Origin of the sequence: Niallia taxi (assembly GCF_032818155.1) — a bacterium.
Classification (GTDB): Bacteria; Bacillota; Bacilli; order Bacillales; family Cytobacillaceae; genus Niallia; species Niallia taxi_A.
Genome location: NZ_CP102590.1, coordinates 108,555 through 130,673 on the forward strand (window position 1 = coordinate 108,555; position 22,119 = coordinate 130,673).

Sequence of the window (22,119 nt, forward strand, 5' to 3'; positions counted from 1 at the left end):
GCTTATTTATAGGAATTTTAAGTAATTAGTTTCTAAATCACTAAGCTGCATACCCGTAGTTTGAACAAGGCTTTTAATAAAATCTCCAGTTTCACCTGTAGACTTTATTAAATTAAGTAAAACAGTTGCCCCGTATTCATCAATAAGATATTTAATAACATAATACTTTGAAAAAAAACTTCAGCAGCTTCTTGGGTTCTAGCTTCTTGCCACTGAGGGTTAGAGAAATCATTAGGATAATATATTGTGATAAGATTCCTTCATACACTGATCATTTAGAGATTTTTCAGTTCCCCCTTCCCAATTTTGCGTTTTAATTTCAAGTGTCTTATGTAAAAATACACCAGCGTCAATTTTAAACAATGATAAAATAATTAAAATCACTAGAAATATGTATGTAATAATTTTTACTGCTAGTTTCATTTACATACACCTTTAGATAAGTTTTCTTAATTTCGTACGCCTTAGATTTAAAGGATGCTGATTTACTAACTACCAATAATAAATATGACCATAAATGAATTAACTTTGGAGGGATAAATGAAAAAAAGGCGAGATGAGATACATCATTTTCTAAATAAGCTGAATGAAAGAGAAATTTCTCTTGGGTATGCTGGTTATACTATTTCAAAAAATATGCATTTAGAGGATATGCAGTTAGGCTATAGTATGGACAGTGACGGAAGGTCACTAGTTGGAACAAATCATGGAGAATGGTAAGAAAATTGGTTTGTTATAGGATATCATGATGAATCAGGAGATCCAATCTTTATTAAATTGTTTTTGTTTTTAGATTTTAAACAATAATTATAAACTTTAGTGAAATGGAGCGGAGGCCACTCGACTCCTGCGGGAAATAGAGGAAAGGCTTAGACCCCGCAGGCGAAGACGAGGAGGCTCAGCTTCCTCCCCGCGGAAAGCGAGTGGGTGTAGCGTAATGAAACGAACTAATGGTTAAGTCATCCTCTATTTATAATTCCATGTTTTATGGAAAAATTGGTTTTTATATGACTGAAAATTCCTAATAATAAATGGATTGTAAGCGCATAAAGCATTATAATAATATTAGAGATGGAAGGAAAGGGGAATTGATATTCTACATGTGGCTAACTTTTTAATGAATAAATGAAACAAATAAATAGCTATATAACTTAAGTGTTCGCAGGAGATTTATGTCTATAATTTGAAATTTATATCATTAAAAGGATGCGTGGTGTGGAATTAAATATCTCCATTAACTAGGCAGATACCTCAGAGGTCTGTCTTTTTGTTTTTTGAAATAATACATCTCTCTTATTCCATATCTGTGTATCCTTCTGAGCGGGGAGAATATGATGCTAAATAATAAATACGCGATAATAACAGGAGCAAGCACTGAACGAGATATTGGTACAGCTATCTGCAGAAAATTAGCTTCACAAGGCATAAATATATTCTTTACACATTGGAATTCTGATGAGCTGTGGGCACAGAATTTCCGCCAAGAAATAAAGAACATGGGCTGCCAGTGTGAATGCTTAAAAATTGACTTATCACATCCAAATGCTGCTTTTACAATTTTGGATACAGTCGAATTAAAGCTAGGAACTCCAGCTATTTTAATAAATAATGCAGCACATTCTACAAATGATGGCTATCAAAATCTTAATGGGAAAATTCTTGATGATCATTATGCAGTCAATATGAGAACCGTTTTTCTGCTTTGTGTTGAATTTGCCCGCCGGTTTAAAGTGGCTGAATTGGAGGCAGGCAGTATTGTTAATATGACATCAGGACAGGAGCTTGGTCCAATGCCAAATGAGTTAGCGTATGCGGCAACTAAAGGTGCTATTTCTGCTTTCACTAGATCTTTATCACAGGAGCTTGCATCTGTAGGAATTACTGTTAATGCAGTCAATCCAGGTCCAACCGATTCAACTTGGATGACGAATGAAATACGAGAGGGTCTGCTTCCAAAATTCCCTATGGGACGAATCGGGCTACCTAAGGATGTTGCTCGTACTATTGCTTTCCTTGTAAGCGAGGAAGCAAGATGGATAACCGGTCAAACAATCCATTCAGAAGGTGGATTTGTAAGAGGTTAGAAAAAGTCGAATAAAAATTAGCTGTATTAGTGATTACATTGTGATCATTAATACAGTTTTTTTAATAGCCAATTTCACTCACAATGAATGATAAAAAAGATGACCGTATAGAACCTTAAATAAGAAACAAAATAAGAGATAGTGGCTTACTCTAACGGTATAAAAGTAGGGATTCAATTGAGAGGTACAATAATAACAATCATGATAGTAATAGTATGTCTATTAAGTGGTTGCTGGGATCGTAAAGAATTGAGAAATGTTTCTGTTGTAACAGGAATGGCAGTTGATAAAGGCGAACATCAGAAATATAAACTTACGGTGGAAACCACTGCTGCTTCAGAAGTGAATCCCCGAAATGCTGAAGGCTATGCACCAGCAAATGTACAATCTTTAGAGGGCAATACGATTGCTGAACTTACTCATAAATTTAATATTGTCAGTGAACAAAGTATGATTTTATCTCATATGAGAGTATTGGTAATAAGTGAAGAGGTTGCAGAAAAAGGAATGATGGAATTTATGGATTTCATGGACAGAAACAGGGAAATCCGTGATGATTTTGATATTGTTATTGCAAGAGACGGTAAAGCTGCAAGTGTTTTAAAAACAAATAATATGTACAAAAAAAGTGCTTCATTAAAAGTATATACACAGCTCGTGTCGATGTATAAAGATTGGGGCGGTGCACCGAAACTTAGACTCAATGACTTTATTCGAATATATAAATCTGATGGGCAAACTCCTGTATTAGTTGCATTGAAGGTTAAAGGTGACCCTAAAAAAGGGGGCAATATAGAAAATATGAAAACGATAACGCCTGAAAATAAAGTGGATGTTGATTCTTTAGGTATTATAAAAGGCGGTAAATTAGTTGGATATATTAGTATTTATGATGTCAGAAATATGCTTTGGTTGCAAGGTAATTTAAAAAGTACAGTGATAACTTCTCAATGTGGCAGTGGTGATAAAAAAATGAGCTACCGCGTAACAACATCGAAAACTGACGTAATAGCAACAGAAAAGGGCGGTGTACCGTCTTTTACAATAAACATTAAGACGGAAGGGAATTTACAAAATAATGAATGCTTAACAAATATGGCTAAAGCATATGCATTTGAGGGTTATGAAGAACAATTTAATAAAAAAATGGAACAAGAAATACTGGATACAGTCAAAACAATCAGAGAGCAATATAATGCAGATATTTTTGGCTTAGGGGAGAGGTTAAAAGATCAAGATTATAAACATTTTAAAAAATATCGGGAAAATTGGGATGAAGGCTTTGCTAAGGCAAAAGTTAGTATTCATTTTAACACAGAAATAAAACGGGCTGGATTAAGAAAGGAAGGTGCTATTATAAAGTAGAGTAGGATTTCTAAAGATGGTATTTTCGGCTGCTGCTTGCAGCTTTTTCTATGTGTTAAATGTTAGTTTGTAATTTTAATGGAGCAGCATAAATAAACTAATTAACATTTGCTATTTATAAACGCAATTGAATTGGATAATTTTATATGTTATATTGAATATGTCCCTTATTAAAGTAATTTAATAAGTTATTAAATACTTATTTAAAACATTAAATAAGTGTGGATACGGAAAATAGAAAAGGTTAGTAAGCACAATTTAATGATGGTGAGGTTAAAAAATGGCAACACTTCTTTTGGTCATTATTTATTTAGCTTTTATCAGTTTAGGTCTTCCGGATTCCTTGTTAGGAGCTGCTTGGCCTGTTATGCAATCTGATCTTGGAGTTCCCCTTGAAACTGCTGGATTTCTTTTTATGATGATTGCAGGCGGCACCATTATTTCAAGTTTAGTAAGCGGTAAGGTACTTAAACGATTTGGGACTAGTAAAGTAACATTTGTGAGCGTCTTCATGACGGCTGTTGCTTTATTAGGTTTTCAATTTGCTCCATCCATTGCTTGGTTAGTACTTTGCGCTATTCCCCTTGGATTAGGAGCTGGTGCCGTTGATACTGGGTTAAATGATTATGTTGCAACAAATTATAAAGCGCATCATATGAGTTGGCTGCACTGTTTCTGGGGAGTGGGAGCAACGCTTGGTCCAGTCATTATGGCACAGTTTATTTCGGAGGGGACTTCATGGAGAAATGGGTATCTCACCATTTCTGGTATTCAATTTGCGTTAGTGCTTATTCTCCTTATTACACTTCCTTTATGGAAGAGAGTAACACATAACAACAAAGCTGTTTCAGATGAAATAATGGAAACAAATGCTGTTCGGCATGAAAAAAATAATGAGCTAAAACCATTGCAAGTGAAAGGGGTAAAGCTTGCGCTTGCATCCTTTTTGTTTTATTGCGGCGTCGAAGCAACGATGGGGCTGTGGGGAAGCAGTTTTTTGGTTAATGTGAAGGGGCTGAGTGCGGCAGCTGCTGCCCAGTGGGTGTCATTATACTATGCCGGAATAACTGTTGGCAGGTTTATCACGGGCTTTATTACCTTCAAAATGACAAATCGTGCTCTCATTCGATCTGGACAATTAATAGCAGCAGTTGGTGCTATTATTCTGTTTTTGCCTTTGCCATCCATTTTCTCGCTTGTAGGATTTATCATTATTGGATTAGGATTGGCACCGATATTTCCGTGTATGCTCCACGAAACACCAGCACATTTCGGGAAAAAACATTCCCAGTCCATTATGGGCTATCAAATGGCGGTTGCTTACACAGGAACTACATTTTTACCGCCAATGCTAGGATTTATTTCATCTTATTTCACGATAGGAATTTTCCCTGTATGCATTTTGATTTTTGCTGTAGCAATGCTGTTAAGCACTGAAAATTTAAATCGCTTACTTTATAAAAAGATTATTGGGAAAGATACTAGTTTAAAAGCTTAATATTTATACAAAAGGCAGGTAGTAATATGAAAACGGAAAAAGAAAAAATGTTAGCTGGAGAAATGTATAATCCAGCTGACCCTTTGTTGTCAGAAGAACGTAATAAATCAAGACAAACGGTTAGGCTTTATAACCAAACATTAGAGACAGAAGGCGAAAAGCGTACAAAGATTCTGAAGGAATTACTCGGTTCTACTGGCGAAAACATTTATATGGAGCCGAATATACGATTTGATTATGGGGGTAATATATATGTCGGAGAAAACTTTTATGCAAACTTCGACTGCACTATTTTAGATGTTTGTGAAGTAAGAATTGGAGATAACTGTATGCTTGCACCTGGTGTGCAAATTTATTCAGCGACACATCCATTGAATACTACAGATAGAAATTCCGGCAGAGAATACGGAAAACCAGTCACAATCGGAAACAATGTTTGGATTGGGGGAAGTGCAATCATAAATCCAGGAGTTACAATTGGGAATAATGCTGTGATTGCTTCAGGTGCTGTTGTCGTGAAGAATGTACCAGATAATGTAGTTGTTGGCGGAAACCCAGCTAGAATTATTAAGCATATTGAAGGATAACAAACATTAGTCTTAAGATGAGGTGGAAAACTTGAAGATTGAGCATGTGGCTATTTGGGTCAAGGATTTAGAAATTATGAAAGAGTTTTACGAAACTTATTTTAACGGCAAGGCAAACAGTAAGTATCATAATCAGGCGAAAGGCTTTGAATCTTATTTTCTAGCATTTGAATCAGGTGCAAGATTAGAAATCATGCGAAAGTCAGGTATTAATCAAGCAGCTGCAAGTGAAATGATTGGCTGGGCACATATTGCTATCTCTTTAGGAAGCAAAGAAGCTGTTAACGAAATGACAGAGCGATTAATTAATGATGGTTACCGTCATAATAATGGGCCGCGTCTAACGGGTGATGGCTACTATGAAAGTGTGATGGAAGATCCAGAAGGCAATTTAATTGAGCTGACTGTATAAAAGGAACATTAAATTGGACAAAGCCACTGAATAATTCAGTGGCTTCCGTTATTCTGATAAACTTATTGTTCAGATTTAACAAGTATTTTCACTTGGTTCTTTTCTTTGATTAAGCTTTCAAAGCCTTCTTCAATAACATCGTCTAAGGCAATTTTTTTCGTTACTAGTTTTTCTGCTGAGAAATAGCCTTTTTGCATTAGTGACAACACTGCAGGGAAGACATTACGGTAGCCAATTATTCCTTTGACAGTTCGTTCTTTAATAACAATGTCATTTGGCAAAATTTCAGCGCCTTTTTCCCAGATGCTAACGATAATTGTTTCTCCGCCAATTCCAGTAGATTGAATTGCTTGACGCAAGACGACTGGCACTCCTGTAACTTCAAATGAAACATCCACTCCGCCGTCTGTTAATCTTGCAATTTCAGCAACTGTATCTTCAACCTCTGCAGGGTTAATGATGATTGCTCCTAATTCTGCTGCTTTCGCTTGGCGTTCAGGAGATAGCTCAACAGCATATATATCTGTAGCACCTGCAGCTTTAAGTGCTTCGATTACTAGCAAGCCGATTGGACCACAGCCAAATACAGCAACTTTGTCACCAGCTTTAACTCTGCTTGAACGTACAGCATATAAAGCAACTGCCGCTGGTTCAACTAATGCACCTTGCTCATAGGATAAATCATCTGGAAGCTTAAATAGGAGCTCCTCATCGACAGCAACATATTCACTAAGACCTCCGCCACCACCGGCAAGTCCTAAGAATCCCATGTTTTCATCTAAATTGTATGCACCTTGATGTCCGTGCGTAGCAAAAATCGGTTCTACAACGACACGATCGCCAACTTTATAATTGTTTACTCCTTCTCCAACCTCGACAACTTCACCGGAAAATTCATGACCAAGTGTTACAGGTGCAACCTCGTTCGTAAGTGGATGAGGCTGATCAACTGGTATGAAAATCGGTCCGCCTAAGTATTCATGTAAATCACTGCCGCATATACCGCACCATTTCACTTTCATTTTTACTTGACCTGGATTTAATTTCGGCTCGTCTATTTCCTCCAAGCGAATATCTTTTTGATTATGCCATCTTAACGCTTTCATCTAAAAACAACCCCTTATGTAGTTTATTTACATATATTAGTATACAGCTAACAACACTTATGATAAATTTAGTTAATATTAACTAAGGTTAAGTACTGCTTAACTAAAAAATGAGGTTTATATGAATATTGAACAATTAAAATATATGGTTGAAATTGCACGAACAGGCTCCTTGAAGGAAGCGGCAGAAAATTTACATATAACATTGCCAGCATTGAGTCAATCGATTAAAAATCTTGAAAAAGAATTAAATATTAGTATTTTTCACAGATCAAGACGAGGATCTGTTCCGACAGAAGAAGGTCACAAGCTAGTAGAAAAGGCAAATTCTGTTTTACAGAAGCTTCAGGAGTTTATGGAGGAAGCAGAAGCCTACACAAATACAATGAATGGTGAAATGAAGATAGCGACATATCCAGGGCCAATGGAAATTCTCGTTGATCTTATTTCAGACATTAAAAGGGAATATCCTAATATTAAAGCATCTATTTATGAAAACAGTACAGAGCATATAATTGAGAAAGTGCTAGAAGGGGAAGTGGATGTTGGCTTTATAACATATACAGAAAAAGAAGAAAAGAAATATCGGAATCTCGTTTTCAAAAAGCTGCTCGATGGCCATATGGTTGTGGCGGTAAACAAAAATTCGCCATTGGCACAGAATAAACTAATAACTGCAGAGATGTTAATTGATCAGCCAATCGTATTATATAATGATGTCTACATTAACGAATTCATGAAAGGCTTCAGCTCACTGCCTTTTGATATTTTATTTACTACAAATAATGTCGATACAATACGGCATACTTTGGAAAACAATACAGCGATAAATATAGGGTTTGACTATGCATTTAAAACAGATGCAGGTTTGTCTAGAAGTGATAAGTATGTAGTCATTAACTTTGCTTCTCCTCATTATAAAACGTATTCCTTCGGATATTTTTATAATGCAAATAATGGTCTATCGAGGATATTACGAGAGTTTTTGAAGCGGATACATATAACGATAATTGATAATGAAGAAGAGGCTGAGACTGCAAAAGGACAAAAATTAAGCTATCGAAATTCTAAACTTTGAAATGATGAATCTTGGGATTATATAGAGAGATAGGTTTTTAGATTAGTCCGTTTCATTGCGCATACGTCCCCTCGCTTTCCGCGGGGAGGAAGATGAGCCTCCTCATCTTCGCCTGCGGGGTCTCATCCTTTCCTCTATTTCCCGCTGGAGTCGAGTGGCCAACGCTCCATTCCACTATGCAGTTTAAATATTGTATTCCAACAGAAATACAAAGACACAAACTGAACTATTATTCAGAAATACTTAAATAGGTGGTTTGTGATTGGTCTTAGTTACTTATTGTAAGCTCTTTTAACTTTATGGAATTTCTCCTCTTTAAAATAAGTCTGTGCGCTCTAACACATGATGGACTAAATGAAACAGGGCTGGATTATGATTTTCTCTTTTGTAGGAAAGAATCCATTCTGCTGTTAATTGTTCTTGTGCGAATTTTTTGTATAGTACATCTAAATTAAACAGGCGTTTAGCTGAATCAGGTACAACGGCAATCCCGATGCCTGCGGTGACTAATCCAATGACCATTTGATATTCAGTTGATTCCTGCACGATATTCGGATGGAAGCCATTTTTATTACATAGTTGGATAAAGTCCTCATACAGAGAGGGCCATGCCTCTTTTGACAAGGAAATGATTGGCTCATTTTTAATATCAGACATGGAAATGGCAGGTTTATCTGCCAAGTGATGATTTTTGGGGATGGCAAAAACACATTCACTAGTTTTAAGACTTCTGCTGATGAGTTCACAGTTAGTAACAGGAGGATGTGAAAAACCTACATCAATATCGCCATTTAATAACGCGGTTAGCTGATTTGGGGCAGATAATTGGCGTAATTCAATCTCAATCGACGGAAAAATAGCTCTAAATTCCTTTATGGCTGGCGGCAAAATCTCATATGTTGCTGTACCGACAAACCCGACTACAATCTTTCCAAGTTCACCTCTTGCGGTATGGCGCGCTGTATCAACGGCTCTGTCTAATTGATTTAATACAGAAGTTATTTGTCCTAAAAAAACGTTTCCGGCAGTTGTTAATTCCACAGCCCGACTGGAACGATGAAAGAGGGGAAAACCCAGTTCTTCCTCCAATTGCTTTATTTGCTGGCTGAGAGGTGGCTGTGTCATATTAAGTTTTGAAGCTGCCCTTCCGAAATGAAGCTCCTCTGCCACTGTTTTAAAATACTGCAAGTGTCTAAGCTCCATGATTATAACCACCTTACTGATTCATTCGTAATACATATCAATCCCACGTTTAATGGATATTGGAAAAAATATCATGTGAAATGTATAGTAAATCATATCATGAAATTCCAAATTTTATAAGGAATTCAATTTAAGGAGTGAAGCTGAATGAATCTTCAGGACCAAACAAATATCACAAGACGAGGAGCAGAACTAATTGTTGACACACTGATTGCTCAAGGTGTCACACATGTTTTTGCTATACCAGGTGCAAAAATAGATGCTGTTTTTGATGTGCTTCAAGACAGAGGACCAGAGCTAATTCTTTGCAGACATGAACAAAATGCAGCATTTATGGCAGCAGCAGTTGGAAGACTGACAGGAAATCCTGGAGTATGCTTGGTAACCTCAGGACCTGGAGCTTCAAATCTAGCAACAGGCTTATTGACGGCTAATACAGAAGGAGATCCAGTTGTGGCGATTGCAGGTAATGTCATTCGAGCTGACAGATTGAAACGCACACATCAATCACTGGATAATGCTGCATTATTTAAACCAGTAACAAAATACAGTGTGGAAGTACAGGATGTCAAGAATATCCCTGAAGCATTAACAAATGCCTTTCGTGCAGCTAAATCAGGCCAGGCAGGCGCAGCATTTATCAGCTTTCCTCAAGATGTCGTCACAGAAGAAACATCTGTCCAAGCAATAGCAGCACTGCCAGCACCAACACTTGGTGCTGCAGCAGATAGCAGCATCCGTTCTGCCGTCGCAAAAATTCACAACGCCAATCTTCCTATTGCCATAGTAGGAATGAAAGGAAGTAGGCCAAAAGCAGTAAAATCAATCCGGAAATTTCTCCATACATTAGGAATCCCCTTTGTAGAGACATATCAAGGAGCAGGCACTCTTTCAAGAGAGCTCGAAGCTCAATATTATGGACGTATCGGGCTTTTTGCCAACCAGCCAGGTGATCTTCTCATTGAACAGGCAGATCTCATTATTACTATCGGCTTTGATCCAATTGAATATGATCCAAAGTTTTGGAATGTAAATAATAATCCGAATATTATTCATGTTGATGAAATTCAAGCAGATGCTGACCATTTTTATCAGCCCTGCCTTGAATTGATCGGTGACATTTCTGCAACAGTTGCCGAATTAGACTTTTTCTCTGTTCCGGCAAAAATAAGTGGAGAGAAAAATGAATTTCTTGCCAGACTTAGAGATCTTCATGAAGAAATGGAATCACCAAAGCCAATTCAAAAGCAAGGTCTGTCCCATCCATTACAGGTAATCAATGCGTTAAGAAGCCAAATTGCAGATGATGTGATTGTTACATGTGATATTGGCTCTCACGGGATTTGGATGTCACGTCACTTTCGCTCCTATGAACCAAATACACTGCTGATTTCAAATGGAATGCAGACACTTGGAGTTGCTCTTCCTTGGGCAATTGGTGCAGCTATATTGCACCAAGACAAAAAAATCGTTTCTGTATCTGGTGACGGGGGCTTTCTGTTCTCTGCGATGGAGCTTGAAACGGCTGTTAGGATGAAGGCTAACATCGTTCATTTAGTTTGGAATGACAGCAAATATGATATGGTATCCTTCCAGCAGATAATGAAATATAACCGAGATTCCTGTGTCGAATTCGGACCAATAGATATCGTTAAATACGCAGAAAGTTTTGGTGCAACAGGACTTAGGGTAAACTCTCCACAAGAGCTGTCAAAGGTTCTTGAAAAGGGTCTGCAGCAGGAAGGACCTGTCATCATTGACATCCCAATTGACTATAGCGAAAATATCGATTTGGCAAATCAAAAATGGCCGGATTATTTCAAACAGCAAGCAGTTGAAAGAGAGCTTTGGCATTCATAAAAGGCATCCAAGCAATATATTTTTTAAGATTGAGGTGATGATGCATGGAAATGGTTAAAACTTTACATGCTGACATAATAGAGAACAACGAAGACCAGAAGCAGGAGGTTTATCAGGTTTCGACAATGACGGCGCTTCTGGATGGTGTTTACGACGGAGACTTTTCATTAGGTGAAATTCATGAACATGGGGACTTTGGTATTGGTACCTTTAATAAACTCGATGGTGAATTAATCGGGTTTGATGGTGAGTTCTACCGACTCCGCTCAGATGGAACAGCAACACCAGTTAAGGAAGAGGATAAATCACCATTTTGCTCGATTACATTTTTTGAAACAGAGATTACACACCGTGTAAACCGCCAATTAACATTAGAAGAACTGGAGCAGGAATTAGACAAACTTCTCCCTAGTAAAAATGTTTTTTATGCGATTAGAATGGATGGTGTCTTTAAAAAGGTTCAAACGAGAACAGTTGAGGTACAGGAAAAGCCATATGTGCCGATGATTGAAGCGGTAAAAACACAGCCGATCTTTGACTTTGAAAACATCGAGGGAACGATTGCTGGCTTTCGCACTCCACAATATGCCCATGGAATCGCAGTTGCTGGATATCATTTGCATTTTATTGATAAAAATAGAAGTACCGGCGGTCATGTTTTTGACTATACGGTGGAGAATGCTACAATCCGCATTTCTAAAAAGCAGTACTTGAATTTAAGACTGCCTGAAACAGAAGAATTTTTCAAAGCTGATATAGATCGTGCTGATTTAGCCAGTGATATAGCTGAAGCAGAAGGAAGCCCTGAAAAAAGATAACTCAGTTAGTGGAGTAATGTATAAATATAATATTATAGTAGAAAACTGTCTTCCTTTGTGGGGAAATCTGCAATTGGAAGGCAGTTTTTTATTAAACTTTTAGTGTGTGAATGTTTAGAGAAAAGAAGTACCATTACACATCATTCTCTTATCTTTTGTTATGACTTGGAAATTAAAGCTTATTAGAAAGGAATAAATGAATGATATAATAGCTGAAATTTTGTCTCATAATATAAAATTTAATATAAATAAAATTTAATATAAAAAATTAATTTCTAAGTTATATTCTAGTCAAAAGAGAAATACCTTGTTATATATCTTATTTTAAGTTAGAATCAATTGTAGATATTGAGGGTCTTTAATATATTTATATAATCTATTGTTTTTTAGTTTAATAATAGATATAAGGAGTCTTTAATAGATTTAATAGGAGAGGATATAATATGGTATTAGATTGCGTAATTATTGGTGGAGGCCCAGCAGGACTTAATGCAGCACTTGTGCTTGGAAGAGCAAAAAAGAATATCATACTTTTTGATGATAATAAACCAAGAAACGCTGTTACTCACGAATCTCACGGGTTTATTACGAGAGATAAAATTAAACCGGCTGAATTTAAAAGATATGCTTTAAAGGATTTAAAGGAGTATCCTAATATAATCATCAAAAATCAAAGAGTGTTTGATATAAAGACAGAAAATGATCGTTTTCTGATTTTAACGAAGGATGGCAATACGTTTGAGGCAAGAAAGGTCATTTTAGCTACTGGCCTTACAGATATTCTTCCTGCTATTAAAGGAATCCATGAATTTTATGGAGCAAGTCTGTTTAGCTGTCCGTTTTGTGATGGATGGGAATTAAAGGACCGTCCATTAGTCGTCATTGCAGAAAATGAGCGAGCATTTCATATGACAAAAATGATTAGAAATTGGAGTAAAGATGTTGTTCTGTGTACAAATGGACAAAAGGTTTTGTCAAGTGAGCAAAGAGAGCTTTTTGCAGATAAGGACATCGAAGTGATTGAAGAAGAAATAGAATATCTGCAGGGAGTGGACGGCAAATTGCGGAAAATTATCTTTAAGAGTGGAAGAGAAGTAGCAAGAGAAGGCGGCTTTGTCACCTCAGGTTTGCAACAGGCATCTCCATTAGCACAACAATTAGGCTGCAGTCTGAATAGTATGGGAGGAATTGACACAGATAATTCTGGTCGAACGACCATTGCAGGAGTTTATGCATGTGGAGATAATTCCATTATTGCCCCTGCTCAATTGATTATTGCAGCTGCAGAAGGAAGTAGAGCTGCGATGGCTGTTGTAGGAGATTTAGTGAATGAGGACTTTTAATAGTAAGAAATGATAACACCCCCAAGGCCAAAATCATCATTTTGGTCTTTTTATTTTGGCAAAAAAATAAAACGATAAAGACAATTTACAGTGGGCTCGGAGAATTAAAGTAGAGAAAATCGTTCACTATATACAATATAATTATTTACAATCCATTTACTATATTTACTTACAGATGTTTTTATAGTTGTTTTACAAAATGCAAATTACATTACTAGTCTCATTCAGACCAGTTTTCTTCTAAAGTTAATAGTATTATTAGGTTAGATGATTTACACAATCTATTATTAGTTCCAGTTAAATTAGGAGGAATTCACTCATGACAAAACTTACTTTTCCTGAAAATTTCTTATGGGGTGGAGCTACTGCTGCCAACCAATTAGAAGGTGGATATAATGAAGGCGGTAAAGGATTAAACCTTGCTGACGTATTGCCAGGAGGCAAAATTCGTTTACAAGTTATTGCACAAACAGGGTTTGATTTCGAAATAGATAAATCTAAATATGTATACCCTAACCATGATGGTATTGATTTTTATCACCGCTACAAGGAAGATATCGCGCTATTTGCTGAAATGGGCTTTAAATCATACCGTATGAGTATTGCTTGGTCTCGCATTTTCCCTAATGGTGACGAGCTTGAGCCGAATGAAGAAGGCCTTGCGTTCTATGACAAAGTATTTGATGAACTTGCTAAATACGGCATTGAGCCAGTTGTAACAATTTCTCACTATGAAACACCACTTCACTTAATCAAAGAATATGGCGGCTGGAGAAGCCGTGAACTAGTTACATTCTTTGAGCGTTATGCTACTGTGTTGTTTAAACGCTATAAAGATAAAGTGAAGTATTGGTTAACATTCAACGAAATTAATGGTGCAACACATATGCCTATTTTAGGTCTAGGATTCTCGCCTGAAAACCAAGAAACAAAACTGCAAGACAGCTTCCAAGGCTTGCATCACCAGTTCGTTGCTAGCAGCTTAGCTGTTAAAGCAGGACATGAAATTATTCCTGATGCGCAAATCGGCTGTATGCTAATTTATGCACCAGTATATGCATTTGACAGCAATCCTGAAAATATCCTGCATGCACTTAAAGAAGAGCAAGTATTTAACTACTTGTGTGGTGACGTTCAAGTAAGAGGAGCATACCCTACTTTTGCTAAACGCTACTTTAAAGAAAACAATATTAACCTGAAAATCGAAGATGGCGACTTGGAATTGTTAAAGCAATATCCAGTTGATTTCATCAGCTTAAGCTACTATATGTCTCGTACAGAGAAAAAGGTAAAAACAGACGAAGAAAAAGCGCAAGGAAACCTTATAGGTGGCATTAAAAACCCATTCTTGAACGCAAGTGAGTGGGGCTGGGAAATTGACCCGACAGGACTTCGCATTTCCTTAAACAACCTGTATGACCGTTACCAAGTACCATTGTTCGTAGTAGAAAATGGTTTAGGTGCATACGATAAAGTGGAAGAAGATGGTTCTATCAATGACGACTATCGCATTGATTACCTGCGTGAGCATATTAAAGCAATGGGCGAAGCAATCGAAGACGGCGTTGAGTTAATGGGCTATACTTCATGGGGCTGCATTGACTTAGTTAGTGCATCATCAGGAGAAATGTCTAAGCGTTATGGCTATATCTACGTTGACAAGCATGATGATGGAAGCGGAACATTCGACCGCAGCAAGAAGAAATCCTTCTACTGGTACAAAGATGTTATCGCTACAAACGGAGCGAATCTATAAAACAACGGGGCTGCTTTTTATAAAGCAGCCTTTTATTTATTTACAAGCAAATGATCAGTTCCTTTTTGGTCTATTTGGTATAGACTTATGATAAATATGATAACTTAAGGAGCTTTCATGACGAAAAAAATTGTGTTTCATTATGATTATAATAGCCAGAGTAAATGGGCAACGGGGTATTTAAAAATAGGTGATAACAAATTTGAATTCGTATGTTCGTATTTGTTCTCCGATCCATTAGAAGACATTCTTGCTTCCATATGTCAGCTGCTTCCAGGTGCGGTTCCGTATCCAAGAAATTATTTAACTTTTACTTTATTGGAAGAGCCTGAAGAATATCACTGGGAACTGCATAGAGTTGGTAAAGATGAAGTAAGTATAAAAATTCATCTAAAAGAAAATGATGATGGCAAATTAGAATTGGTTTATGAGGAATTATGTGATATAAAAAGGTTGGTAGTAGCAATTGGGAAACATCTATATTCTAATAAGGAATTACTATCAAATCAGAAAGTGAACCGCCTTTATCAAGACTTACAAAAAGGCATAAGATACATGAAGAATATTTAGGATTATACGCAGAAGCGAGGTTAATATGGAGTCAGAACAACGGTATAAGAAATTAAAAGAGTTTCAAGAGCTATATGAAAGCATCTTTAGAAAAACAAAAACCAAAAACGACTTTTTTCCAAAAACAGATTTTAACTTAAGTGACGGTCATATTTTAATTTTGACATATCTCTATAAAGTGAAAACTTGTACAGCATCTGAAATCACCAAGTATTTAGGAATTACTTCAGGTGGAGGTACAGTTCTTACAGATACGTTATTAAAGCATGATTTAATAAATCGATATCGCTCAAGTGAAGACAGGAGAGTAGTGAAGCTGTCTTTAACAGCTGAAGGGGAGAAAATTGTTAATCAGATTATTGAAAATAGAGCAGCAGTATTTGTTGAGCTTCTGCAGGACTTGGAAGAAACAGAAATTGATCAAATGCTGAATGTTTTTCACAAGTTAAATAAGAAGCTGAAATAATTGAGAGAAGTTCTCATTGACTAATAATAAAAATCTATGTTAACCTTACTAATACTTAATATCTTAGTAAGTAAGATATTTATTTAATAATATATATGGAGGTATGTTTGATGTTTGTTAATCAAGCGAGCTTTGAAGGGGATAAAGCGAATGAAGCTAAAATTATCGCAAAGATGAAAAAGACGTTTGCAGAATTACAAGATGTGTCTGGTTTGCTAAGTTCTGAATGCTGGAAAAAAGAAAAAAATGACGTTGTAGAATATTCGATTGTGACAAAATGGACGGCAAAACAAGATTTCATTGCATGGCTTTCAAGAGAAGAACATGTAAATGAGCATAAAGAGATGAATAAACAAAGGAAGCAAGGGATCAGTGAAAACCCAAGTATGAAAAAGACGATTACTCAATATGAAGAAGTAGAGATCGCAAACTTATAAAAGTATTGTTAAGGGGTAGTTATGAAGATTCATATAAAATATAAACAGCTTGTTTTTGCTTTCTTTATGTCGTTAAGTATGAGTGTATTTATTTCATTTATACTTGTTTCGATTAATTTTGGGTATAACAGTCATTTTCTTCCACAATGGTTAAAAACATGGAGCCAAGCATTTATTTGTGCATTTTTTGGAGCTTATTTTTTCCCGAAATTTATTCATAAAATTATGGTAAAAATTCGATTTGTGGAAAATGAAATAAAAGATTCAGAGATTGGTTGAATGCTTGCATTTGCTGGTAGACATAAGTAATAAAGTAACAACACCCTGCGTAAAAGGGTGTTGTTTTTTAGCGAGGAAGAAAGTCTTTAAAGCTTTTTCGAAGCTTATCAAGCTGTTCCATATTTTCTAATGAAGGAATTGCCTTTCCAACTTCCACAATAAGATTTTCCATTAGGAAAAGAGGGGCAATCATCGAATGAAACTCATTTTTTTCGCCTCTGTCAGCATACAGAAAGATATCATATTTAATAGGGGCTTCGAGTCCAGGTTGGTCACTTATCACAATTGTTTTACAGTTTTTGTGATGTGCATGCATTAAAAGCACCTCTGCTTCCTTAAGTAGCCTTCCAAAGCTAAAAAGCATAACAGTGCAATACTCATTTATGTGTAAAAGCTCCTCCAATATTTCACTTCCAAGCCATCTTACAATCCGCACATCAAGACCATATCGCCGCAATCTATAGCTTAAAAGCTCACCAAGTCCAAGGGAAGGACCTGGTGCATAAATATATAGCTTATTTGATGTACAAATGGAGGAAACGGCTTGTTCAAATGCTTCCTTTTGAAATAAGTTTAATGTGGCCTGCAGGTGGTGAATACTTCGGTTTAAATGATGACTTTGCAAGCTAGAATACTCTAAATCTGTCATTGTATTCAACAGCTTTTTTGCTGGTGTAATTTCTCGTTTTTCCTTTAAAAATTGCTTAAAGGCTTTCAAATTATCAAAGCCTACTGCCTTCCAAAACCGTGATACAGAAGCAATGCTTACACCAGTTGCAGCCGCAATATCCTTTTCCGTAGAAATAAGGACCTCTGCTTCATTATGGACAATCCAGTTACCTATTCGCCATTGACTTGAAGACAGCTCATTTAAATTAAACACTGGTTTTCTCCTTTTTTCTAATATCGTAGCATTTCCTGCAAAAAAAATATCAAAATGAAAGAAAATGATAAAAAGTTTACAGTTTTCTTACAATTGCAATATTAGCTATTTATATTTGTTTTTTACAATGTAATAGAAATGACAAAGGAGGGAACCAAATCTATGAAACGAAATTACACGCTTACCCAGTCACAGAAAATGATGGTATTTATTTTATCGATGTCTCTTTACGGCCTTTCTAACATGATTACGGAACTTGTACCTTCTATTTATCTTGGTCCAGTTGAATTCTCCATTGAGTATTTTGCATTTATCCCACTCACACTATGTATTTTGTTTCACCCCCTTTATGCTGGGATTGGAGCTGCATTGGGCGAAGTAATTTTTGGAGAAATTATGCTCGGCCAATTTGGAGGCTTTGGAGAGTTAGAGAAATTTATCTCCTTTTCCCTTGCGATGTACATAGCTGGCAGTCTGGTTAAGGATCCAAGGAACAAGCGTCATGTTGGTATTGCCGCAATGACCGGCGTAGTTATTCATCAACTGATAAGTATGATGGTCGATATAGGAAAGGTTTGGGTAGGTGTTGATGATTTTGAAGCACTTCCTGGACTTGCTGAGAGTGTCGTAGTAGTTGAAGGATTCTCATTCTTGAATGATGTGCTTTTTTCCGGTATCTTATTTGCACTCTTGCCAACACTCTATCTTGTGCCAAGACTTTACGGAAAAATAGAACCATTGCTGGGAATGAAGCCTCGTACTCCTGATAACGCTTATGCTATTCGTGGGATTTTACACCCAAGGTTTTTGATTCCAGTTATTTTATTGGCGATATCAGCATTCGGGTTTGAATATTTATCAGAAACAGAATGGAACATCTTCGAATGGGAAGCAACATTTTCTTATATTTCAGAATCAACGTTAACCTTGATTTCCTTAGGCATTGCAGCGGTAGTTTCTGCCACTATTGTATATGTACTTATTAAGCGTTCTAAAAAGGAAAGGAATAAAGCAGCATGAACACAATAATAGACATTCAGAATGTAAGTTTTACTTATCCTAATGAGGAGGAAGCAATCTTAAAGAATGTCAGCATTACTGTTGAAAAGGGAGAGTTCTTAGCTATTATTGGGGGGAATGGGAGCGGCAAGTCAACACTATGTAAGCTTCTGAATGGTTTAATTCCCCATTATTATACTGGTGATTTTGAAGGAGAAGCTTGCATTAATGGACTGAATATAACCTCAAATACTGTAGCAGATCTTTCCGAGCATGTAGGCTATGTTTATCAAGATTTTGAGAATCAAATAGTTCAAGCAAGAGTAATGGAAGATGCAGCATTTGCTCCACTTCACTTTGGTTATGCTGATTATATGGAAAGAGCACGTGAAGCACTTAAAATTGTCGGATTAGAAGATTATGAGAATGAATTTGTGTGGCAGCTAAGTGGGGGGCAGAAGCACTTGCTTGCATTGGCAGGATGTTTGGCATTAAATCCAAAGATTATCGTGCTTGATGAACCGATAGCACAACTAGATCCATACCATGCAAAATCTATGTATGATGTATTAAAGAAACTGCATCAACAATACGAGAAAACAATCATTGTTATTGAGCATCACACAGAATTTATTGCCGAATATTGCTCGACCGTTTTGTTAGTCGATAAAGGAAGGGTCGTATGGAAAAGACCAGTTCGGGAGGCTTTAACTGCTGTTGAAGATTTAACAGCGCGAAATATATATCCGCCGCAAGTAACACAGGCTGCATTTGGGTTAAACGTGCATCAGGCAACTGTTCCGATTACATTGGAAGAAGCTGGGGAAAGTTTTGCGCATCTCGTGAAGAAGGAAATTCCCATAACTGATGTCCCGTCTATGAAAAGCAGCGAAGCAATAGCAGAATTTAAGGATGTCCGTTTTTCTTATCAAACTGTTGAACGATCGTATAAGCAAATTTTACAGGATATAAATATTACTTTTTCCAAAGGAGAAAAGGTGGCGCTTGTTGGAAATAATGGTGCTGGAAAATCGACGTTGCTTCGTTTGCTGACAGGGTTTCGAAAACCTAATGCTGGAACTGTTTCTATTAAAGGGAAGTCAACAGCAAAACAGTCACCAGAAAAACTGGCAGACATTGTTACATATATATACCAAAATCCAGAACAGATGTTTATTGAGGACTCTGTGCGCAAGGATGTAGAGTTTTTCTTGAAGGCACGTAAACAACAAGGATACGAAGAGATAGTAGATCATATTCTGGAGCTTTTCCATCTTTCCGAGCTACAGCATAAAGACAGCAGGCTAATGAGTGGTGGCCAGCAGCGGAGAGCATCTCTTGCCATTGGTGCTGCTATGAATCCAGCAATTATTCTCCTTGATGAACCAACTGCCAATTTAGATATTGCTACTCGGAAGCACCTCACACAATTCATTGATAAGCTGGCAGTTAGAACAGAGTTAGTGTTAATTGCCACACATGATATGCAACTTGTCAGTGAATGGGCTACACGAGTTGTCGTTATGAACAATGGCCAAATTATTTATGATGGTGACAAGGAAGGATTATTCTCTAATTCCTTACTGATGAGAAGGGCGGGAATTATTCCTCCGCAAATTGTGGAGTTATCACATAAGCTCAACATAACACCTGCTAAGTATACGATTGATTCATTTATAGATTTTTTTCAGGAGGAATCTGCATGGATTATGCAAAAAACATGATCGACAAGCTGAATGTGGAGCAAATGAAAATCGAGCTGATGAATACGGCATATGCCAATGACCAAACATTCATTGCGAAATTAGACCCGCGTATCTTGTTCATCTGGTATGGTTTTTTTGGAATTGCACCATGGTTTATTGATGAACAAGTTGTATTACTAGGGATGCTCCTTGCGACAATTATCACTACCGTTATGACGAAAGTAAGCAGGTTGATTTTGTTTATTCTTATTCTTGGCATACTTGGTCAAGGCGGCTATATGTTTATTGCTACCTTATTTTTTGGTGGAAATATCACTGTATTACTCCCATTAATTATGCTAACAGTGAAGCTGGCAGTTATTTCTTTAGCAAGTATCACGGTCTTTTGCTCCATGAGTCCTGAAAAGCTAAGTGTTGGGTTATTGAGTATTGGGGTGCCAGGACAAGTTTCATTTTCGATTTCGTATGGCTATAGAATGCTTCCACTGTTGCTTGAGGAGTATAATCATGTATTTATGTCCTATCGGTTAAGAGGAAGAGCGCCTGATAAGAAGGGGTTTCTTTATTGGAGAATTACCTATTACTTCATTAGGCTTGCAGTATTGTCCTTTTATCCGCTGCTTCTTAGTGTAGCAAAACGTGCACGGACAACGGTTGAGGCACTTGAAACAAAGGGAAGCAAAAATGCATTCAAAAATCCAGTTGTTAAAAAGCTGAAGCTCCAAACACTTAAAATTGGCAGAAGTGATTATGGATTTCTAACAATCAGCATAGTTTATATTGTTTCCCTGTATATCGTGGCTTTCCAATTATAAATGAAAAGGAGCTTCTAACATGAAAATTGATTTACACACACATGTAAAAATATCGAAAAAATCGGAATTTATGCCAGATTATTTTCAAACAATGGTGAAAGAAGCAAAAGCAGCGGGCCTTGATGCAATTGCCTTAACAGAGCATTTCAACACACTAAGATTTCTGGATGTTTATGATTATTTAGACCAGCAATACCTTTATAAAGATGATTATTATGAGGTAGAAGGACTGAAGATATTTCCAGGCATGGAGGTAGATGTGGAGGGCGTTGGTCACATTCTGCTGATTAGCAATCGTGATGCAATATTACATATGTTTAAAAGTTTACAGCCTCATTTAGAGGAAGATAAATTTATTGCACTTGCTGCACTACTCGACATTGCTGATTCCTATGAAACTATTACAATTGGGGGACATCCGTTTCGTCCGAGTACACCACTTACCCAGCATGAACCAAGTGTATTAAGAAGGTTAGATGCCCTTGATTTAAATGGAAAAGATCTTTATTCCATTGGGGTCGAAGAAAATAAAGAAAATGTGTATTGGCTAGCAGAAAAATTAGGACTTCCAGTCACAGCAGGAAGCGATACACATCAATTTCTTCAGTATGGTGCCGTTTTAAACGATTTAGAACAAGACTGTTCCACGATAACTGAATTAAAAGCAGCAATCAAAAGCAGGCAATACTCAGTTGAAATTTCTCCAGATTTACATTTGCGCGTGCGCTCTGCAACGCTAGCAAAAAAACTGATGAAGCAGCTCCTTGCTAAAAAGGAAGTTATCAGTTAAAAAGGACAAAAAGAAATAACTAATACTTCATTAAGAAAGATATTAAATGATATCCACCTTAATT

The 22,119-nt window shown here is 36.8% G+C and carries 23 protein-coding genes; 19 read left to right on the forward strand and 4 right to left on the reverse strand.

Annotated elements, in window-relative coordinates; translation table 11 throughout:
• Positions 1-231: 231 nt before the first annotated feature.
• Positions 232-423, reverse strand: a complete 192-nt coding sequence (locus NQZ71_RS19705; RefSeq protein WP_317012165.1) for a hypothetical protein — start codon at positions 421-423, stop codon at positions 232-234.
• A 117-nt stretch (positions 424-540) separates the two neighbouring features.
• Between NQZ71_RS19705 and NQZ71_RS19710 the strand changes: the two genes are divergently transcribed.
• From NQZ71_RS19710 to NQZ71_RS19735, 6 genes are all read left to right on the forward strand, one after another.
• On the forward strand, positions 541-720 hold the full coding sequence (locus NQZ71_RS19710; protein ID WP_317012166.1) for a hypothetical protein: 180 nt from the start codon (positions 541-543) through the stop codon (positions 718-720).
• A 611-nt stretch (positions 721-1,331) separates the two neighbouring features.
• On the forward strand, positions 1,332-2,084 hold the full coding sequence (locus NQZ71_RS19715) for an SDR family oxidoreductase (protein ID WP_275007308.1): 753 nt from the start codon (positions 1,332-1,334) through the stop codon (positions 2,082-2,084).
• Between the two features lie 201 nt (positions 2,085-2,285).
• The gene (locus NQZ71_RS19720; protein ID WP_317012550.1) at positions 2,286-3,449 is read left to right on the forward strand and encodes a Ger(x)C family spore germination protein; all 1,164 of its coding nucleotides are present in this window, start codon (positions 2,286-2,288) and stop codon (positions 3,447-3,449) included.
• A gap of 280 nt (positions 3,450-3,729) precedes the next feature.
• The gene (locus NQZ71_RS19725; RefSeq protein ID WP_317012167.1) at positions 3,730-4,947 is read left to right on the forward strand and encodes an MFS transporter; all 1,218 of its coding nucleotides are present in this window, start codon (positions 3,730-3,732) and stop codon (positions 4,945-4,947) included.
• 26 nt (positions 4,948-4,973) lie between these two features.
• Positions 4,974-5,534, forward strand: coding sequence for a maltose acetyltransferase domain-containing protein (locus tag NQZ71_RS19730; RefSeq protein ID WP_317012168.1), 561 nt, complete (start codon positions 4,974-4,976; stop codon positions 5,532-5,534).
• Between the two features lie 31 nt (positions 5,535-5,565).
• The gene (locus NQZ71_RS19735; RefSeq protein ID WP_144456726.1) at positions 5,566-5,946 is read left to right on the forward strand and encodes a VOC family protein; all 381 of its coding nucleotides are present in this window, start codon (positions 5,566-5,568) and stop codon (positions 5,944-5,946) included.
• A 62-nt stretch (positions 5,947-6,008) separates the two neighbouring features.
• On the opposite strand, the gene NQZ71_RS19740 is transcribed toward NQZ71_RS19735, so the two are convergent.
• Positions 6,009-7,052 carry a 2,3-butanediol dehydrogenase gene (locus tag NQZ71_RS19740; RefSeq protein WP_144456724.1) on the reverse strand — a complete coding sequence of 348 codons (1,044 nt, stop codon included), beginning with the start codon at positions 7,050-7,052 and terminating at the stop codon, positions 6,009-6,011.
• Positions 7,053-7,173: 121 nt separating this feature from the next.
• Here NQZ71_RS19740 and NQZ71_RS19745 point away from each other — a divergent pair, with 121 nt between their 5' ends.
• Complete coding sequence (locus tag NQZ71_RS19745) at positions 7,174-8,130, forward strand: LysR family transcriptional regulator (protein ID WP_275007297.1); 957 nt, start codon at positions 7,174-7,176, stop codon at positions 8,128-8,130.
• Positions 8,131-8,445: 315 nt separating this feature from the next.
• Here NQZ71_RS19745 and alsR read toward each other — a convergent pair whose 3' ends face one another.
• Entirely contained in the window at positions 8,446-9,333 is an 888-nt protein-coding gene (gene alsR / locus NQZ71_RS19750) for an acetoin biosynthesis transcriptional regulator AlsR (protein WP_317012169.1), read from the reverse strand.
• A 147-nt stretch (positions 9,334-9,480) separates the two neighbouring features.
• Here alsR and alsS point away from each other — a divergent pair, with 147 nt between their 5' ends.
• From alsS to NQZ71_RS19790, 8 genes are all read left to right on the forward strand, one after another.
• Positions 9,481-11,193, forward strand: coding sequence for an acetolactate synthase AlsS (alsS, locus tag NQZ71_RS19755; RefSeq protein WP_317012170.1), 1,713 nt, complete (start codon positions 9,481-9,483; stop codon positions 11,191-11,193).
• A 50-nt stretch (positions 11,194-11,243) separates the two neighbouring features.
• Complete coding sequence (gene budA, locus NQZ71_RS19760; protein ID WP_317012551.1) at positions 11,244-12,011, forward strand: acetolactate decarboxylase; 768 nt, start codon at positions 11,244-11,246, stop codon at positions 12,009-12,011.
• A 443-nt stretch (positions 12,012-12,454) separates the two neighbouring features.
• On the forward strand, positions 12,455-13,354 hold the full coding sequence (locus NQZ71_RS19765; RefSeq protein WP_317012171.1) for an NAD(P)/FAD-dependent oxidoreductase: 900 nt from the start codon (positions 12,455-12,457) through the stop codon (positions 13,352-13,354).
• A 319-nt stretch (positions 13,355-13,673) separates the two neighbouring features.
• Positions 13,674-15,110 carry a glycoside hydrolase family 1 protein gene (locus NQZ71_RS19770; RefSeq protein ID WP_144456715.1) on the forward strand — a complete coding sequence of 479 codons (1,437 nt, stop codon included), beginning with the start codon at positions 13,674-13,676 and terminating at the stop codon, positions 15,108-15,110.
• Between the two features lie 117 nt (positions 15,111-15,227).
• Positions 15,228-15,680 carry a hypothetical protein gene (locus NQZ71_RS19775; RefSeq protein ID WP_317012172.1) on the forward strand — a complete coding sequence of 151 codons (453 nt, stop codon included), beginning with the start codon at positions 15,228-15,230 and terminating at the stop codon, positions 15,678-15,680.
• Positions 15,681-15,705: 25 nt separating this feature from the next.
• On the forward strand, positions 15,706-16,146 hold the full coding sequence (locus NQZ71_RS19780) for a MarR family winged helix-turn-helix transcriptional regulator (RefSeq protein WP_275007286.1): 441 nt from the start codon (positions 15,706-15,708) through the stop codon (positions 16,144-16,146).
• 110 nt (positions 16,147-16,256) lie between these two features.
• Positions 16,257-16,583, forward strand: a complete 327-nt coding sequence (locus NQZ71_RS19785) for an antibiotic biosynthesis monooxygenase (RefSeq protein ID WP_144456711.1) — start codon at positions 16,257-16,259, stop codon at positions 16,581-16,583.
• A gap of 21 nt (positions 16,584-16,604) precedes the next feature.
• Entirely contained in the window at positions 16,605-16,862 is a 258-nt protein-coding gene (locus tag NQZ71_RS19790) for a DUF2798 domain-containing protein (protein ID WP_144456709.1), read from the forward strand.
• A gap of 67 nt (positions 16,863-16,929) precedes the next feature.
• Here the strand turns inward: NQZ71_RS19790 and NQZ71_RS19795 are convergent, their stop codons facing one another.
• The gene (locus NQZ71_RS19795; protein WP_275007281.1) at positions 16,930-17,745 is read right to left on the reverse strand and encodes a MurR/RpiR family transcriptional regulator; all 816 of its coding nucleotides are present in this window, start codon (positions 17,743-17,745) and stop codon (positions 16,930-16,932) included.
• Positions 17,746-17,907: 162 nt separating this feature from the next.
• On the opposite strand from NQZ71_RS19795, the gene NQZ71_RS19800 reads away from it, so the two are divergent.
• Genes NQZ71_RS19800 through NQZ71_RS19815 form a run of 4 tightly spaced genes read left to right on the forward strand, consistent with a single transcriptional unit; the run spans position 17,908 to position 22,055 of the window.
• Positions 17,908-18,765 carry a DUF8171 family membrane protein gene (locus NQZ71_RS19800; protein WP_317012174.1) on the forward strand — a complete coding sequence of 286 codons (858 nt, stop codon included), beginning with the start codon at positions 17,908-17,910 and terminating at the stop codon, positions 18,763-18,765.
• The gene (locus tag NQZ71_RS19805) at positions 18,762-20,468 is read left to right on the forward strand and encodes an ABC transporter ATP-binding protein (protein WP_275007277.1); all 1,707 of its coding nucleotides are present in this window, start codon (positions 18,762-18,764) and stop codon (positions 20,466-20,468) included. The genes NQZ71_RS19800 and NQZ71_RS19805 overlap by 4 nt, the downstream gene beginning before the upstream one ends.
• Positions 20,447-21,265, forward strand: coding sequence for an energy-coupling factor transporter transmembrane component T family protein (locus NQZ71_RS19810; RefSeq protein WP_275007275.1), 819 nt, complete (start codon positions 20,447-20,449; stop codon positions 21,263-21,265). Before NQZ71_RS19805 ends, NQZ71_RS19810 begins: the two co-directional genes overlap by 22 nt.
• Positions 21,266-21,284: 19 nt before the next feature.
• A complete protein-coding gene (locus NQZ71_RS19815) occupies positions 21,285-22,055 on the forward strand; it encodes a PHP domain-containing protein (RefSeq protein WP_317012175.1) in 771 nt (256 codons plus the stop codon).
• Positions 22,056-22,119: the final 64 nt, after the last annotated feature.